The sequence below is a fragment of the Pseudomonas moorei genome, assembly GCF_042846945.1.
Lineage (GTDB): Bacteria > Pseudomonadota > Gammaproteobacteria > Pseudomonadales > Pseudomonadaceae > Aquipseudomonas > Aquipseudomonas moorei.
In genome coordinates, this window is the sequence record NZ_AP035776.1 from 2043935 (window position 1) to 2057139 (window position 13205).

General features: G+C 60.3%; 12 protein-coding genes. 6 read left to right on the forward strand and 6 right to left on the reverse strand.

Translation table 11 applies throughout. From position 1 onward, the window contains the following. Positions 1–135 precede the first annotated feature (135 nt). A complete protein-coding gene (locus ACGJAX_RS09505) occupies positions 136–1662 on the forward strand; it encodes a CoA-acylating methylmalonate-semialdehyde dehydrogenase (RefSeq protein WP_090315715.1) in 1527 nt (508 codons plus the stop codon). 10 nt (positions 1663–1672) lie between these two features. Further along, positions 1673–2560 (forward strand): 3-hydroxyisobutyrate dehydrogenase, encoded by an 888-nt coding sequence (gene mmsB / locus ACGJAX_RS09510; RefSeq protein WP_390958569.1) that lies wholly within the window; start codon positions 1673–1675, stop codon positions 2558–2560. A 170-nt stretch (positions 2561–2730) separates the two neighbouring features. Here the strand turns inward: mmsB and ACGJAX_RS09515 are convergent, their stop codons facing one another. Next, positions 2731–3075: a cupin domain-containing protein gene (locus ACGJAX_RS09515; RefSeq protein ID WP_007900627.1), complete on the reverse strand. Its 345-nt coding sequence runs from the start codon at positions 3073–3075 to the stop codon at positions 2731–2733. A gap of 287 nt (positions 3076–3362) precedes the next feature. Here ACGJAX_RS09515 and kynB point away from each other — a divergent pair, with 287 nt between their 5' ends. Further along, positions 3363–4007 carry an arylformamidase gene (kynB, locus tag ACGJAX_RS09520; protein ID WP_390958571.1) on the forward strand — a complete coding sequence of 215 codons (645 nt, stop codon included), beginning with the start codon at positions 3363–3365 and terminating at the stop codon, positions 4005–4007. Positions 4008–4053: 46 nt separating this feature from the next. Here the strand turns inward: kynB and ACGJAX_RS09525 are convergent, their stop codons facing one another. Genes ACGJAX_RS09525 through antA form a run of 4 tightly spaced genes read right to left on the reverse strand, consistent with a single transcriptional unit; the run spans position 4054 to position 8424 of the window. Further along, positions 4054–5457, reverse strand: coding sequence for an amino acid permease (locus ACGJAX_RS09525; protein WP_090315735.1), 1404 nt, complete (start codon positions 5455–5457; stop codon positions 4054–4056). A 43-nt stretch (positions 5458–5500) separates the two neighbouring features. Then, on the reverse strand, positions 5501–6523 hold the full coding sequence (gene antC / locus ACGJAX_RS09530) for an anthranilate 1,2-dioxygenase electron transfer component AntC (protein ID WP_390958573.1): 1023 nt from the start codon (positions 6521–6523) through the stop codon (positions 5501–5503). 18 nt (positions 6524–6541) lie between these two features. After that, a complete protein-coding gene (antB, locus tag ACGJAX_RS09535; protein WP_090315743.1) occupies positions 6542–7033 on the reverse strand; it encodes an anthranilate 1,2-dioxygenase small subunit in 492 nt (163 codons plus the stop codon). Then, positions 7033–8424 carry an anthranilate 1,2-dioxygenase large subunit gene (gene antA, locus ACGJAX_RS09540; RefSeq protein WP_390958575.1) on the reverse strand — a complete coding sequence of 464 codons (1392 nt, stop codon included), beginning with the start codon at positions 8422–8424 and terminating at the stop codon, positions 7033–7035. The genes antB and antA overlap by 1 nt, the downstream gene beginning before the upstream one ends. A gap of 409 nt (positions 8425–8833) precedes the next feature. On the opposite strand from antA, the gene ACGJAX_RS09545 reads away from it, so the two are divergent. Next, a complete protein-coding gene (locus ACGJAX_RS09545; protein ID WP_090318299.1) occupies positions 8834–9847 on the forward strand; it encodes a helix-turn-helix domain-containing protein in 1014 nt (337 codons plus the stop codon). Positions 9848–9863: 16 nt separating this feature from the next. Here ACGJAX_RS09545 and ACGJAX_RS09550 read toward each other — a convergent pair whose 3' ends face one another. Beyond that, on the reverse strand, positions 9864–10337 hold the full coding sequence (locus ACGJAX_RS09550) for an Lrp/AsnC family transcriptional regulator (protein WP_090315751.1): 474 nt from the start codon (positions 10335–10337) through the stop codon (positions 9864–9866). 175 nt (positions 10338–10512) lie between these two features. Here ACGJAX_RS09550 and kynU point away from each other — a divergent pair, with 175 nt between their 5' ends. Beyond that, positions 10513–11763, forward strand: a complete 1251-nt coding sequence (kynU, locus tag ACGJAX_RS09555) for a kynureninase (RefSeq protein ID WP_390958578.1) — start codon at positions 10513–10515, stop codon at positions 11761–11763. Between the two features lie 103 nt (positions 11764–11866). Continuing rightward, positions 11867–13177 (forward strand): OprD family outer membrane porin, encoded by a 1311-nt coding sequence (locus tag ACGJAX_RS09560; RefSeq protein ID WP_390958580.1) that lies wholly within the window; start codon positions 11867–11869, stop codon positions 13175–13177. The last annotated feature ends 28 nt before the right edge of the window (positions 13178–13205 follow it).

Genomic DNA, 13205 nt, shown 5'->3' on the forward strand with positions numbered 1-13205 from the left:
ATGTGCGTTCTTATTAGAAGTTTGCACATCTATACTCCAAAAACAGTCCCACAACCAATTCGCGGCACACGCCTCATCGCAAGGCGACTTTTTCGCCTTGGCTCCCAAGATAAAAACAAACATCCGGAGACCCACATGAACGCTTCGCTTACGCCTAACGAAACCACGCTGCACAAGGTCAAGCTGTTGATCGATGGCGAGTGGGTCGAATCCAAGACCACTGAATGGCACGACATCATCAACCCGGCGACCCAACAGGTGCTGGCCAAGGTGCCGTTTGCCACCTCCGAAGAAGTCGACGCCGCGATCAGCGCCGCCCATCGCGCCTTCCAGACCTGGAAGCTGACGCCAATCGGCGCGCGGATGCGCATCATGCTCAAGCTGCAGGCGTTGATACGCGAACATTCCAAACGTATCGCCGTGGTGCTGAGCAACGAACAAGGCAAAACCATTGCCGACGCCGAGGGCGACATTTTCCGTGGCCTGGAAGTGGTCGAACACGCGTGCTCCATTGGCACCCTGCAAATGGGCGAGTTCGCTGAAAACGTGGCCGGTGGGGTCGACACCTATACCCTGCGTCAACCGATCGGCGTCTGCGCCGGCATCACCCCGTTCAACTTCCCGGCGATGATTCCGCTGTGGATGTTCCCGATGGCCATCGCTTGCGGCAACACCTTCGTACTCAAGCCGTCCGAGCAGGACCCGCTGTCGACCATGCTGCTGGTGGAACTGGCGATCGAAGCCGGCGTTCCGGCGGGCGTGCTCAACGTCGTGCACGGTGGCAAGGACGTGGTGGATGCGCTCTGCACCCACAAGGATATCAAGGCGGTTTCGTTCGTCGGCTCGACCGCAGTCGGCACTCACGTCTACGACCTGGCCGGCAAGCACGGCAAGCGCGTGCAGTCGATGATGGGCGCCAAGAACCACGCCGTGGTGCTGCCGGATGCCAATCGCGAACAAGCGCTGAATGCGCTGGTCGGTGCCGGTTTCGGCGCGGCCGGTCAACGTTGCATGGCCACCTCGGTGGTGGTGCTGGTGGGGGCGGCCAAGCAGTGGCTGCCTGACCTCAAGGCGCTGGCGCAAAAACTCAAGGTCAATGCGGGCAGTGAGCCGGGCACCGACGTAGGGCCGGTGATCTCGAAAAAGGCCAAGGCGCGGATTCTCGATCTGATCGAAAGCGGCATCAAGGAAGGCGCGAAACTGGAGCTGGACGGTCGTGACATCAAGGTCCCCGGTTTCGAGCAGGGCAACTTTGTCGGCCCGACACTGTTCTCCGGGGTGACCACCGACATGCAGATCTACACCCAGGAAATCTTCGGCCCGGTGCTGGTGGTGCTGGAGGTCAATACCCTTGACGAGGCCATCGCCCTGGTCAACGCCAACCCGTTCGGCAACGGCACCGGCCTGTTCACCCAGAGCGGTGCGGCGGCGCGCAAATTCCAGAGTGAAATCGACGTCGGCCAGGTCGGTATCAACATCCCGATTCCGGTGCCGGTGCCCTTCTTCAGCTTCACCGGTTCCCGTGGTTCGAAACTCGGCGACCTCGGCCCGTACGGCAAGCAAGTGGTGCAGTTCTACACTCAGACCAAGACTGTCACCAGTCGCTGGTTCGATGACGACAGCGTCAATGACGGTGTGAACACCACCATCAACTTGCGTTAAGGAGCCGGACATGAAAATTGCTTTTATCGGTCTGGGCAACATGGGCGCGCCGATGGCGCGCAATCTGATCAAGGCCGGCCATGCCCTGCGCCTGGTCGACCTGAACAAAGCCGTACTGGCGGAACTTGAACAGTTGGGCGGCAGCATCAGCGCCTCGGCCCGGGAAGCGGCGGAGGGTGCAGAGCTGGTGATCACCATGCTGCCGGCGGCCGTGCATGTGCGCAGCGTCTGGCTGGGAGAAGACGGCGTTCTGGCCGGTATCGGCCAAGGCGTACCGGCGGTGGATTGCAGCACCATCGACCCGCAAACCGCGCGTGACGTGGCCGCCGCTGCCGCCAAACAGGGCGTGGCCATGGCCGATGCCCCGGTGTCCGGCGGTACGGGTGGGGCCGCCGCCGGGACGCTGACGTTCATGGTCGGCGCCACCCCGGAACTGTTCGCCACCCTGCAACCGGTACTCGCACAGATGGGCCGCAACATCGTCCATTGCGGTGAGGTCGGTACCGGGCAAATCGCTAAAATCTGCAACAACCTGCTGCTGGGGATTTCCATGGTCGGCGTCAGCGAGGCCATGGCCCTGGGCGATGCCCTGGGGATCGACACCAAGGTGCTGGCGGGCATCATCAACAGCTCCACCGGGCGTTGCTGGAGTTCGGAGATGTACAACCCATGGCCGGGCATCGTCGAAACGGCGCCTGCGTCACGGGGCTATACCGGCGGTTTCGGTGCCGAACTGATGCTCAAGGACCTGGGGCTGGCCACCGAAGCGGCACGTCAGGCACATCAACCGGTGGTGCTCGGCGCGGTGGCCCAGCAGCTGTATCAGGCGATGAGTTTGCGTGGGGAAGGCGGGAACGACTTCTCGGCGATCATCAACAGCTATCGCAAACCGCAATAATCGCGCGGAAAACCTGTGGGAGCGAGCCTGCTCGCGATAGCGGTGTGACAGTCGACGAAAATGTTGAATGTGAGTCCGCCATCGCGAGCAGGCTCGCTCCCACAGGGGCAGCATGTACCTATCGACATTTACCGGGAGATCACGTCGGGTGATCCCCCGGTTTTTTTGTATCAGGCAAACACGAAATACTTGCGTACGGTTTCCACCACTTCCCACGTGCCTTTCATGCCTGGCTCGATGACGAAAATGTCACCGGCGCGCAGGTGGATCGGCGCCATGCCTTCCGGTGTGATGATGCAGTAGCCTTCCTGGAAGTGGCAGTACTCCCACTTCACGTATTCCACGTACCACTTGCCCGGCGTGCAGATCCAGGTGCCCATGATCTTGCTGCCGTCTTCGCTGGTGTAGGCGTTGAGGTTGACGGTATGCGGATCGCCTTCGAGCTTTTCCCATTTGCAGGCGTCGAGCACCGGCAGCGGGTGAGTGTCGCGAAGAACTGTAATCGGTGCGGTCATGATGACTCCGAGCGTTAGGGAGAACTGAAGTCGCACCCTATAGGGCTTGGTTGTGCGTCAGTTGTCTGTGCTCGACATCGAGGTATCCAGAAACGCAGCGGCCAGCATCCATTCGCGCACATCCCGATGGATGAAGGCCGCTGTTTTTGGCGTTGAAATTTCCTGTCGGGAAACCATCGATTCCCGGCATTTTTTGCGAAAGCACCCGGCATTGCCGCAGGTTTTCGCAAGAACCTGCACAACCATCGCTCGTATCATTGATCTCGGAAAAGGCCGAGAGCGTGGCAATGAAAAAAACAATGTCGTGGTGGGATATCAGCCCGCCCTTGAGCACTGCAACACCGACCTGGCCGGGTGATACGCCGTTTCAGGAAGAGCGCGTCTGGAGCCTGGGGCCGGAGTGCCCGGTGAATGTCGGGCGCATCACCCTGTCGCCGCACACGGGCGCCCATGTCGATGCACCGTTGCACTACAGCGCGGACGGTGCGGCCATTGGCGATGTGTCGCTCGACATCTACATCGGGCCGTGCCGCGTGTTGCACTGCCTGGACAGCGGCCGCCTGGTGCAGCCCGGGCAATTGCAGGGTCGTTTGCACAACCTGCCCGAACGCGTCCTGCTGCGCACCTATCGCCAGGCGCCACTGACCACCTGGGACCCGGACTTTACCGCCGTCGGCAAAGACACCGTCGACCTGCTGGCCAGTCTCGGCGTGCGCCTGATCGGTATCGACACCCCATCGCTGGACCCGCAGCAATCCAAGACCATGGATTCGCACAACGCAGTGGCGCGCCACGGCATGGCCATTCTTGAGGGCATCGTGCTCGATGACGTCCCGGAAGGGGATTACGAGTTGATCGCGCTGCCGTTGCGCTTTGCCAACCTGGACGCCAGCCCGGTGAGGGCGATTTTGCGTCCGCTGACCCGCGAATAAAAAACGCCCCGGCATTCATGGAATACCGGGGCGTTTTTGTGTGCGGCTACTCAGCCACTGGCAAGTTCCGATGCCTGGCCATGCGTATCCGGTAGCAACCGTAGATGAACAACACCCAGACCGGCATGGCGTAAACCGACGCGCGTACCGGCGGAATCATCCAGATGACGCAGATGATTACGGCCATGAACAGCAGGCACAGGTAATTGGTGTAGGGCGACCAGAATGCCTTGAAGCCTGGCACGATGCCGCGTTGGCCCATGGCCTTGCGAAATTTCAGGTGCGTGAGACTGATCAGCGCCCAGTTGATCATCAGCGAAGCGACCACCAGTGCGAACAGCAATTCGAGCGCTTCATGCGGGGCGACATAGTTGACCAGCACCGCCAGCATGGTGATCAGGGCTGATACGCCCAGCGCCCGTACCGGAACGCCCTGCTTGTTCAATTTCATCAGCGACTTCGGTGCATCGCCCTGTTCGGCCAGGCCGTAGAGCATGCGGCTGTTGCAGTACACGCCGCTGTTATAGACCGAGAGCGCCGCGGTGAGCACCACAAAGTTGAGGATCTGCGCGGCGGTGTTGCTGCCGATCAGCGAGAAGATCTGCACGAACGGGCTGCCGCTGTAGGCATCGCCCGATGCGCCCAGCGTTTGCAACAGTTGGTCCCACGGATACAGCGAGAGCAATACGGTGAGGGCGCCGACGTAGAAGATCAGCACGCGGTAAACCACCTGGTTGATCGCCTTGGGAATGACCTTTCTCGGCTCGCTGGCTTCAGCGGCGGTGATGCCGACCAGCTCCAGGCCACCGAAAGAGAACATGATGAACGCCATCGCCATCAGCAAGCCGCTGTAGCCGTTGGGGAAGAAACCGCCATGGCTCCACAGGTTGCTCACCGCTGCCTGCGGGCCGCCCGTGCCGCTGAACAGCATGTAGCAACCCAGGGCAATCATGCCGATGATGGCCACGACCTTGATGATCGCGAACCAGAACTCCATTTCGCCGAAGATTTTCACGTTGAGCGTGTTGATCAGGTTGACCAGCACAAAGAACACCGCCGCGCTGACCCAGGTCGGCACCTCCGGCCACCAGAACTGTATGTATTTACCCACGGCCGTCAGTTCGGCCATGCCCACCAACACATACAGCACCCAATAGTTCCAGCCGGACAGGAAGCCGGCAAAACTACCCCAGTAGTTGTGGGCAAAATGACTGAAGGAGCCGGCCACCGGCTCCTCGACAATCATTTCGCCCAGTTGGCGCATGATCAGGAAGGCGATGAAGCCGGCTATCGCATAGCCGAGGATCATCGATGGCCCGGCGGACTTGAGCACGCCGGCCGAGCCCAGGAACAGCCCGGTACCGATGGCTCCACCCAACGCGATCAGTTGAATGTGTCGATTTTTCAACCCTCGCTTGAGCGTCCCCTGTTGCAAGATTTCATCCGCCATCGCGTTCCCTTCTGGTCATTGTTGTCAGGCATGATTTGAAGGGTCAGATATTACTCTCAGTGAACTTCTCGTAATACAGGTGAACGTTGTCCAGGGCCTGCTCCTGCAGCCAGGTCTTGATCGATTCGACCATCGGTGGTGGCCCGCAGACGTACATGTCGGCCTCGCCATCGCGCAGTTCACTGGCATTGAAGTGCTCGGCGATGTAGCCGCGTTTTCCGCTCCATTGCGGTGACGGGTCGCTGACCACTTCGGTGTAGCGAAAGCCTGGAATGCGTTCGGCATAGGCATCGATGCGTGCCCGTTCGCACAGATCGGCCGCGTCGCGCACGCCGTAGTACAGGTGCACCGGTTGTTCGCAGCCGCGCTCGGCCAATTCGTCGAGCATCCCCAGCAGTGCCGAGAGTCCGGTGCCGCCCGCGACCAGGATCAACGGTTTGGCGACGTGGCGAAGGTAGAAGGCGCCCAGTGGTGCTTCCAGGGCGATTTCGTCGCCCACCTGGCAGCGTTCGCGAATGTAGTTGCTCATGACGCCGTCGGGCAGCAGGCGGATCAGGAATTGCAACTGATTGCGGCTGCTTGGGCGGTTGGCGAACGAGTAGGAGCGCAGGCTTTCCGTGCCCGGAATCCTCAGTCGCGCGTATTGCCCCGGCAGGTAATCCAGAGCTTGGGCTGCGGTGCCGAGGTCCAGGTGCAGAATCGCCGTGCTGGCCGAAATCTGCCGCACATCCGTGACCGTACCCTTGAGACGGTCAGGGCCGCTGGCATTGCACAGGCTGGAGGCGAAGTCGAAATAGAACGCCGCATCGGACTTCACCCGGGTCTGGCAGGTGAGCATTTTGCGTTGCTGCAGGTCCTGACTGGAGAGCGCCTCCTCGTCCACATAATCCTGGCTGTAATCGCCTGATTCGCAGCGGCCCTGACAGGTTCCGCAGACGCCTTCGCGGCAATCGAGGGGAATGCTGATGCCGTTGCGCAGGGCGGCGTCGAGCAGGATTTCGTTGGCCTGCACGGGAAAGAACAGCGTTTTGCCGTCGGCAAAGCTGAACGCTACTTTGTGATTCATGCCTCGGTCTCCCGGGATTCAGAGGTGGTAGAAGTCGAGTACCGAGTTGATGGTGTCGTTGAGCAACAACACATGCTTGCGGCTGATCAGCCAGCTGTCGGCGTGGGGCTTGAGCCGGTAGGTCGCGCGGCCGTAGAACTGCTCCGACGTGGCCAGGCGATAGAACAGCGTGTGCCAGTTCAGGCGCACTTCCAGCTCACCGTTTTCGAGTTCGTCGATCCGCACGTTGTTGATCAGGTGCAAGGTGCGCGGCATCGGTGTCGAGGACGCAGACTTGCCCGTGCGCAGGCGGAACACGCGGTCCTCCAGGCCTGAACGGTTGGGGTAGTAGATCAGCGACATTTCGCGTTTGGGGTCGCGGGTGTAGACGTGTTCCGAATCCCATTGCGGCAGGTGGAATTCGCTCTGCTCGTCGAACAGCTTGATATAGGCGTCCCAATCCTGGGCATCGCACAGTTCGGATTTGCGATAGAAGAACTGTTCGATCTGGTACTGCAATTGCGCATTCATCATTGCACCTCACGGAGTTTCAGGGATTTCGCATCCAGGCCATCGAGCAGGAATTTCTGCCAGTTGCTGTGCTGGTTGACGTAAAGGCCTTCGTGGGTGAATTCGGTGCCGGTGATGGCCGGGGCGATGCCGATCGCCTCGCTGTTGGGCGTGGCGCCGGTAGCCCATCGGTGGCTGCCACGGGAAATGTCGCTCCAACGCTCCAGGCGTGCCTGGAAGCCGCGCTGGGCTTCGCGGAATTCCACCAGGTCATCCGGCGTGCCGAGGCCCGAGACGTTGAAGAAGTCCTCGAACTGGCGAATGCGGTTTTCGCGGTCGGCGTCAGACTCGTTTTTCACCCCCAGGCACTGGCTGATGATCTCGGTCTTGTTCCACGCCACCGGGCGGATGATGCGCAGCTGCGAGCTGATCTGGTCGAGGAAAAACAGGCTGGGGTAGATGTTCAGGTTGCGCAGGCGATGCATCATCCATTCGGCCTTTTGCTGGCCGTGTTCTTCGATCAGGCGCGGCATGATCGTCGCGTAACCCGAGCGTACGGTCGGGTTCGGCATGTCGCTGAACAACAGGCTGTGACCGTTGTTGAACGCGAACCAGCCGTCATCGGTGTTGGCATCGCCGGCACCGAGTTTGCTGTAGTCGAGGGTACTGCCAGCGGCGGTGCCGTTCTCGCTGTTGACCTGCTGGCGATGCTGCACGGTGGCCACGTAGTTGTAGTGGACGGTGCTGACGTGATAACCGTCGAGGCCGTTTTCGTTCTGCAGTTTCCAGTTGCCGTCGTAGGTGTAGGCCGACTTGCCGGGCAGTACTTCCAGCTCACCGGTGGGCGACTGGGCGACCATCATGTCGAAGAACACCCTGGCGTCGCCGAGGAAGTCTTCCAGGCTGTTGTCCGCATGCACGTCCAGGCTGATGAAGACGAAACCCTTGTAGCTCTGGATGCGGGCTTTTTTCAGGCCGCGGGTGGCCTTGTCGAAACCTTCCGGGTACTCGCCAGGCGCCTTGACCTTCACCAGGCGGCCGTCGCTTTTGTAGCACCAGGCGTGGAAAGGGCAAGTGAAGGTCGACTGGTTGCCCTTGCCGACCCGGGTCAAGGTGGTGCCGCGATGCTGGCAGGCGTTGATCAGCGCGTTGAGTTGACCGTCGCCGTCGCGGGTAATGATCATCGGCTGACGGCCGGCGCGCATGGTGACGAAGTCGTGATTGTTGGCCAGCTCGCTTTCGTGGCAGGCGTAGATCCAGTTCTTCTCGAAGATCAGTTCCATCTCCAGATCGAACAACTGCGGTTCGGTGAAAATGTCCCGGGCAATGCGGAACACGCCTTCTGCCGGACGGAAATCCAGGCAGCCCTGGATAAACGCTTTCCACTGCTCGACGTTCTTTTCGCCACTCATGGGTGTGTACCTGTTTTTGTTGGGGCTAATCGGTGTGCTCATTAGAGGGAGTGGGGCGGGCAGGGGTCTATCCGGTTTGTGGGCGAAGGCAGTCCATAAAATTGGTAGCGGACGACACAGGTGCTGGCCCGTTCGGGTAACACCCGTGTAACGCGTTGGGCAGGGACGACTCAAACCGCGCACCAGGCGATGAACGGCTGCACCCATTTGCAGCAATGAGTTACTGTTTTGTCGGACGTCGAGTGCCGTTTGATAGCGTTTCCCTGCCCCTGACTCACGCCGTTATCCACTTAGTCAGGGATTGCTATCCATTCAGTTGGCCTTGGCGTTTTATGGCTTGGTACTTGCCTTTTTCCAGCCGGAGACGCGCCGTCAGAGCGCGCTAAAAGAAGCCTGCGAGTGCACCGTGATGAACAGCAAAACTGATCCGCAGTGTCGCGACATTCGTGTCGACAGCGATGACCTTGAGGCCGCGAGAAGCTGGATGTCCGGCATCTGCGGGCCCCATCGACTCGTGACCGCGACACCCGAGCGGATCCGCTTTCACCACAGCGCCAACATGTTCAAATCGATGGCCACCACCCTGGGTACCATCGAATACGGCACCGATGTCACCATCGATATCGAAGACCCCGAGCACTTCAGCAGTTACAGCCTGAGCTTGCCGTTGGTGGGCGAGCAGGAGTTGAGCAAGAACGGCAGTGTGCTCAAGTCCGATCGTGATCAAGGCGTGATCATTTCCCCGAATGAAAACCAGTTGCTGGCGATCTCCGGCGATTGCCGCAAGGTTCAGGTGGTGATCACCCGCGTCGCCATGAGCGAATCCCTGGAGGGCTTGCTGCAACGGCCGCTGGATGAACCGCTGCGCTTCGAACCGGTGATGGATGCGGTCGACGGCGCATCGGCCTCCTGGTGGCGCATGGCGCGCTATTTCATCGCCGAGCTGGAACGCAGCAGCGAGCTCTATGAGCAAGTGGCCTTCACCCGGGACATCGAAAGCTCGTTGATCAAAGGCTTGATCCTCGCCCAGCCGAACAACTATTCAGAAGAGCTTCGGGCAGTGCTGGGCGTGAAGTTGCCGCACTATCTGGTCCGGGCCCGGCAGTACATTCACGCCAACGCCCGGGAAGCGCTGCACCTTGAGGACATCGAAGCGGCGGCCGGGGTGTCGCGCTTCAAATTGTTCGAGGCGTTCAAGAAGTACTTTGCCCTGTCGCCGATGGTCTACCTGAAAAAATACCGCCTGAACGCCGTGCGCCAGGAGATTCTCGAGCACGGTTCGGCGCGCAATATTTCCGGGATCGCCATGGGCTGGGGCTTCACCCATCTCGGGCGTTTTTCCGCCGAGTACCGCAAGCTGTTCGACGAATCCCCGAGCATGACCCTGCAGCGCAACGAAGCCAGGCGCCTGCGCGGCTTCTGAGGTCAGGCTTTGCCCCTTACTTGCGCACCACCAAATCCAGCAGATCGTCGCGCTCCTTGATTTTCTGCAGGACGATTTCCGAGCGGATGTCGGTGACCCCCGCCGTGCGGTTCAGGTGGTTGACGATGAAATCGGAGAAGTGTTTGAGGTTGCGCGCCTGGACTCGCAGCACATAGTTGCTCGCCCCGGTAATCACATAGGCCGTGACCACTTCCGGCCACAGCTGAACCTTCTTGATGAAGGTCTCGTGCCAGTCCTCGACGTCCTGTCGCAACGACACATGGACGATGGCTTCCAGCTCGATGCCCAATCGTTCGGCATTCAGCACGGCGCGATAGCCGGTGATGATTCCTTCGCTCTCCAGCAGGCGCAATCGGCGCAGACAGGCCGACGGCGACAGGGCGACTTTCTCTGCCAGTTCCTGGTTGCTGATACGGCCATCGAGCTGCAATTGATGGAGGATTCGCAGGTCTGTCGAGTCAAGATTCATGGTTCGTATAAATCCGCGATTATGGGTGATGGATTCGAATTTTATGCGAAATAACTACGCTTTCTGCGCTCACTTTGCACGAAAATTCTCCAAAGCTTCGTTCATTATCTCTCCACGGAAAAGGGGCCGACAACGCCTGAAATAACGCTACGACCTTCCAAGAACAGGACACCCGATGACAACAAGAAACGATTGCCTGGCGCGTGATGCCCAGGACACTCTCGCGCCGCTACGCCAGCAGTTTGCCCTGCCGGAGGGCGTGATTTATCTCGATGGCAATTCGCTGGGCGCTCGACCGGTCGCCGCATTGGCGCGTGCTCAGGAGGTGGTCGCCCAAGAGTGGGGCAATGGCCTGATCCGCAGTTGGAACAGTGCCGGCTGGCGTGAGCTGTCCGAGCGTCTGGGCAATCGATTGGCCGGCCTGATTGGCGCCCGTGACGGCGAAGTGGTGGTGACCGACACCACGTCGATCAACCTGTTCAAGGTACTCAGCGCCGCCCTACGCGTGCAGGCTGCACGGTCGCCGGCGCGCCGAGTGATCGTCACCGAATCCAGCAACTTTCCCACCGACCTGTACATCGCCGAAGGTCTGGCCGACATGCTGCAGCAAGGCTACACGCTGCGTCTGGTCGATAGCCCGGAAGAATTGCCGCAGGCGATTGACCAGGACACCGCCGTGGTGATGCTCACCCACGTCAACTACAAGACCGGCTACATGCACGACATGCAGGCTCTGACCGCGCTGACCCACGAATGTGGCGCGCTGGCCATCTGGGACCTGGCGCATTCCGCCGGTGCGGTGCCGGTCGATCTGCATCAGGCGCAAGCCGACTATGCAATTGGCTGCACCTACAAATACCTCAACGGCGGTCCCGGTTCGCAGGCGTTTGTCTGGGTCCATCCGCAGTTGTGTGACCTGGTGGGGCAGCCGCTGTCAGGCTGGTTCGGGCATTCGCGGCAGTTTGCCATGGAGTCCCATTACGAGCCGAGCAGCGGCATCGCGCGTTACTTGTGCGGCACTCAACCGATCACCTCATTGGCGATGGTCGAATGCGGTCTGGATATTTTCGCCCAGACCGACATGGCCACCCTGCGCCGCAAATCCCTGGCGCTGACGGACCTGTTCATCGAGCTGGTCGAGCAGCGCTGCGCCGCCCATGAGCTAACGCTGGTCACCCCGCGTGAACATGCCAGGCGCGGCAGCCATGTCAGTTTCGAGCACCCCGAAGGTTATGCGGTGATCCAGGCCCTGATCGAGCGGGGCGTGATCGGTGACTACCGCGAACCGCGGATCATGCGTTTCGGCTTCACCCCGCTGTACACAACCTTCACCGAAGTCTGGGACGCGGTGCAGATTCTCGGTGAAATCCTGGACCGCAAAACCTGGTCGCAAGCGCAATTCCAGGTCCGCCACAGCGTGACCTGATACGCCCCGGATGCCCTTGTCTTGCTGCCGCTTTTCCCGGCAGCAGGCCTTCGGTCGCCTCAATAAAAGTTCTGTGCAAACACAATAATAAGGAGCACGCAGAATGAAACTGTCCCTCTGGCCCGCCTTGTCGCTCGCCGTCAGCAGTTGTCTGAGTCAATGGGCTTGCGCTGCCGACAATGGATTTGTCGAAGACAGCAGCCTGACCCTGACCAACCGTAACTTCTATTTCTACCGCAATAACCTCAACAATCCCGGTGGCCAGAATTATCGGGACGAATGGGCCCACGGGATCCTGCTCGATTATCGCTCCGGTTTTACCCAAGGCGTTGTCGGGTTCGGGGTCGATGCCCATGCGCAATTGGGTCTCAAGCTCGACAGCGGCAAGGGACGGACCGGCACCGGTTTGCTGCCGGTCGACTCCGATGGCCGACCCGAGGATGAGTACTCCGAAGCGGGCGGTGCGTTGAAGGCGCGGATCTCCCGCACCGAACTCAAGTACGGCAACCTGGCACCGTTCAACCCGGTGTTCGGCACGGGCAATGCGCGCCTGTTTACGCCATTGGCCAACGGCTTTCAGCTGACCAGCAACGAACTGAAAGCGCTGCAACTCGACCTCGGGCACTTCACCTCCGGCAACGACGGCAATTCGACGAATAAAGATGGCGCCCTCAAGGCCCTGTATGCCGGCGTGGAAACCCGTAGCGTCGACTACCTGGGCGGCAGCTACGCCCTGAGCGATCAACTGAGCGTCAGCCTCTACGGTTCGCGGTTCACCGACATCTGGCGCCAGTACTACGCCAACACCAACTACACCTTTGCGCTGAGCGAAGGCCAGTCGTTGAACCTGGATTTCAATATTTACCGTACCAATGACGACGGCCAGAGCCTGGCCGGCAAGATCGACAACACCACCTGGTCGTTGGCCACCGCCTACAAATTCGGTGCCCATCGCTTGACCCTGGCGTACCAACGCGTCGATGGCGACGAGCCGTTCGACTACCTGGGGTTCGATCAGCAACCCGGTACTTCGATCTTCCTGGCCAACTCGGTGCAGGTGCTGGACTTCAACGCACCCAACGAACGCTCCTGGCAACTGCGCTACGACCTGGACATGGCCGCGTTTGGCGTACCGGGCCTGAGCTTCATGTCGCGGTACGTCAGCGGTGACCATATCGACGACAGCCATTACGACGGCGGTCCCAACGGCGCCTATGGGCGTTATGGCGATGATGGCAAGCGCTGGGAACGCGACATCGAAGCGCGCTATGTCGTGCAGTCGGGCAAGGCCAGGGACCTGTCGGTGAGGGTGCGCCAGGCCAGCGTGCGTTCGACCGCACAAGTGGCGCAGGCCGACACCACGGACAACAACGAAATCCGCGTCATCATCGAGTATCCACTGAGTATTTTCTGATCCGTGTCCTGCTGTGCGTGGCTGATCC

Excerpts from the sequence above, each read along its gene's own strand:
- ACGJAX_RS09525 (WP_090315735.1), bottom strand. The coding sequence starts at position 5,457 with ATGGCGGATGAAATCTTGCAACAGGGGACGCTCAAGCGAGGGTTGAAA.
- kynU (WP_390958578.1), top strand. The coding sequence starts at position 10,513 with ATGACAACAAGAAACGATTGCCTGGCGCGTGATGCCCAGGACACTCTC.
- kynB (WP_390958571.1), top strand. The coding sequence starts at position 3,363 with ATGAAAAAAACAATGTCGTGGTGGGATATCAGCCCGCCCTTGAGCACT.
- ACGJAX_RS09545 (WP_090318299.1), top strand. The coding sequence starts at position 8,834 with ATGAACAGCAAAACTGATCCGCAGTGTCGCGACATTCGTGTCGACAGC.
- antC (WP_390958573.1), bottom strand. The coding sequence starts at position 6,523 with ATGAATCACAAAGTAGCGTTCAGCTTTGCCGACGGCAAAACGCTGTTC.
- mmsB (WP_390958569.1), top strand. The coding sequence starts at position 1,673 with ATGAAAATTGCTTTTATCGGTCTGGGCAACATGGGCGCGCCGATGGCG.
- ACGJAX_RS09560 (WP_390958580.1), top strand. The coding sequence starts at position 11,867 with ATGAAACTGTCCCTCTGGCCCGCCTTGTCGCTCGCCGTCAGCAGTTGT.
- ACGJAX_RS09550 (WP_090315751.1), bottom strand. The coding sequence starts at position 10,337 with ATGAATCTTGACTCGACAGACCTGCGAATCCTCCATCAATTGCAGCTC.
- ACGJAX_RS09505 (WP_090315715.1), top strand. The coding sequence starts at position 136 with ATGAACGCTTCGCTTACGCCTAACGAAACCACGCTGCACAAGGTCAAG.
- antA (WP_390958575.1), bottom strand. The coding sequence starts at position 8,424 with ATGAGTGGCGAAAAGAACGTCGAGCAGTGGAAAGCGTTTATCCAGGGC.
- antB (WP_090315743.1), bottom strand. The coding sequence starts at position 7,033 with ATGAATGCGCAATTGCAGTACCAGATCGAACAGTTCTTCTATCGCAAA.
- ACGJAX_RS09515 (WP_007900627.1), bottom strand. The coding sequence starts at position 3,075 with ATGACCGCACCGATTACAGTTCTTCGCGACACTCACCCGCTGCCGGTG.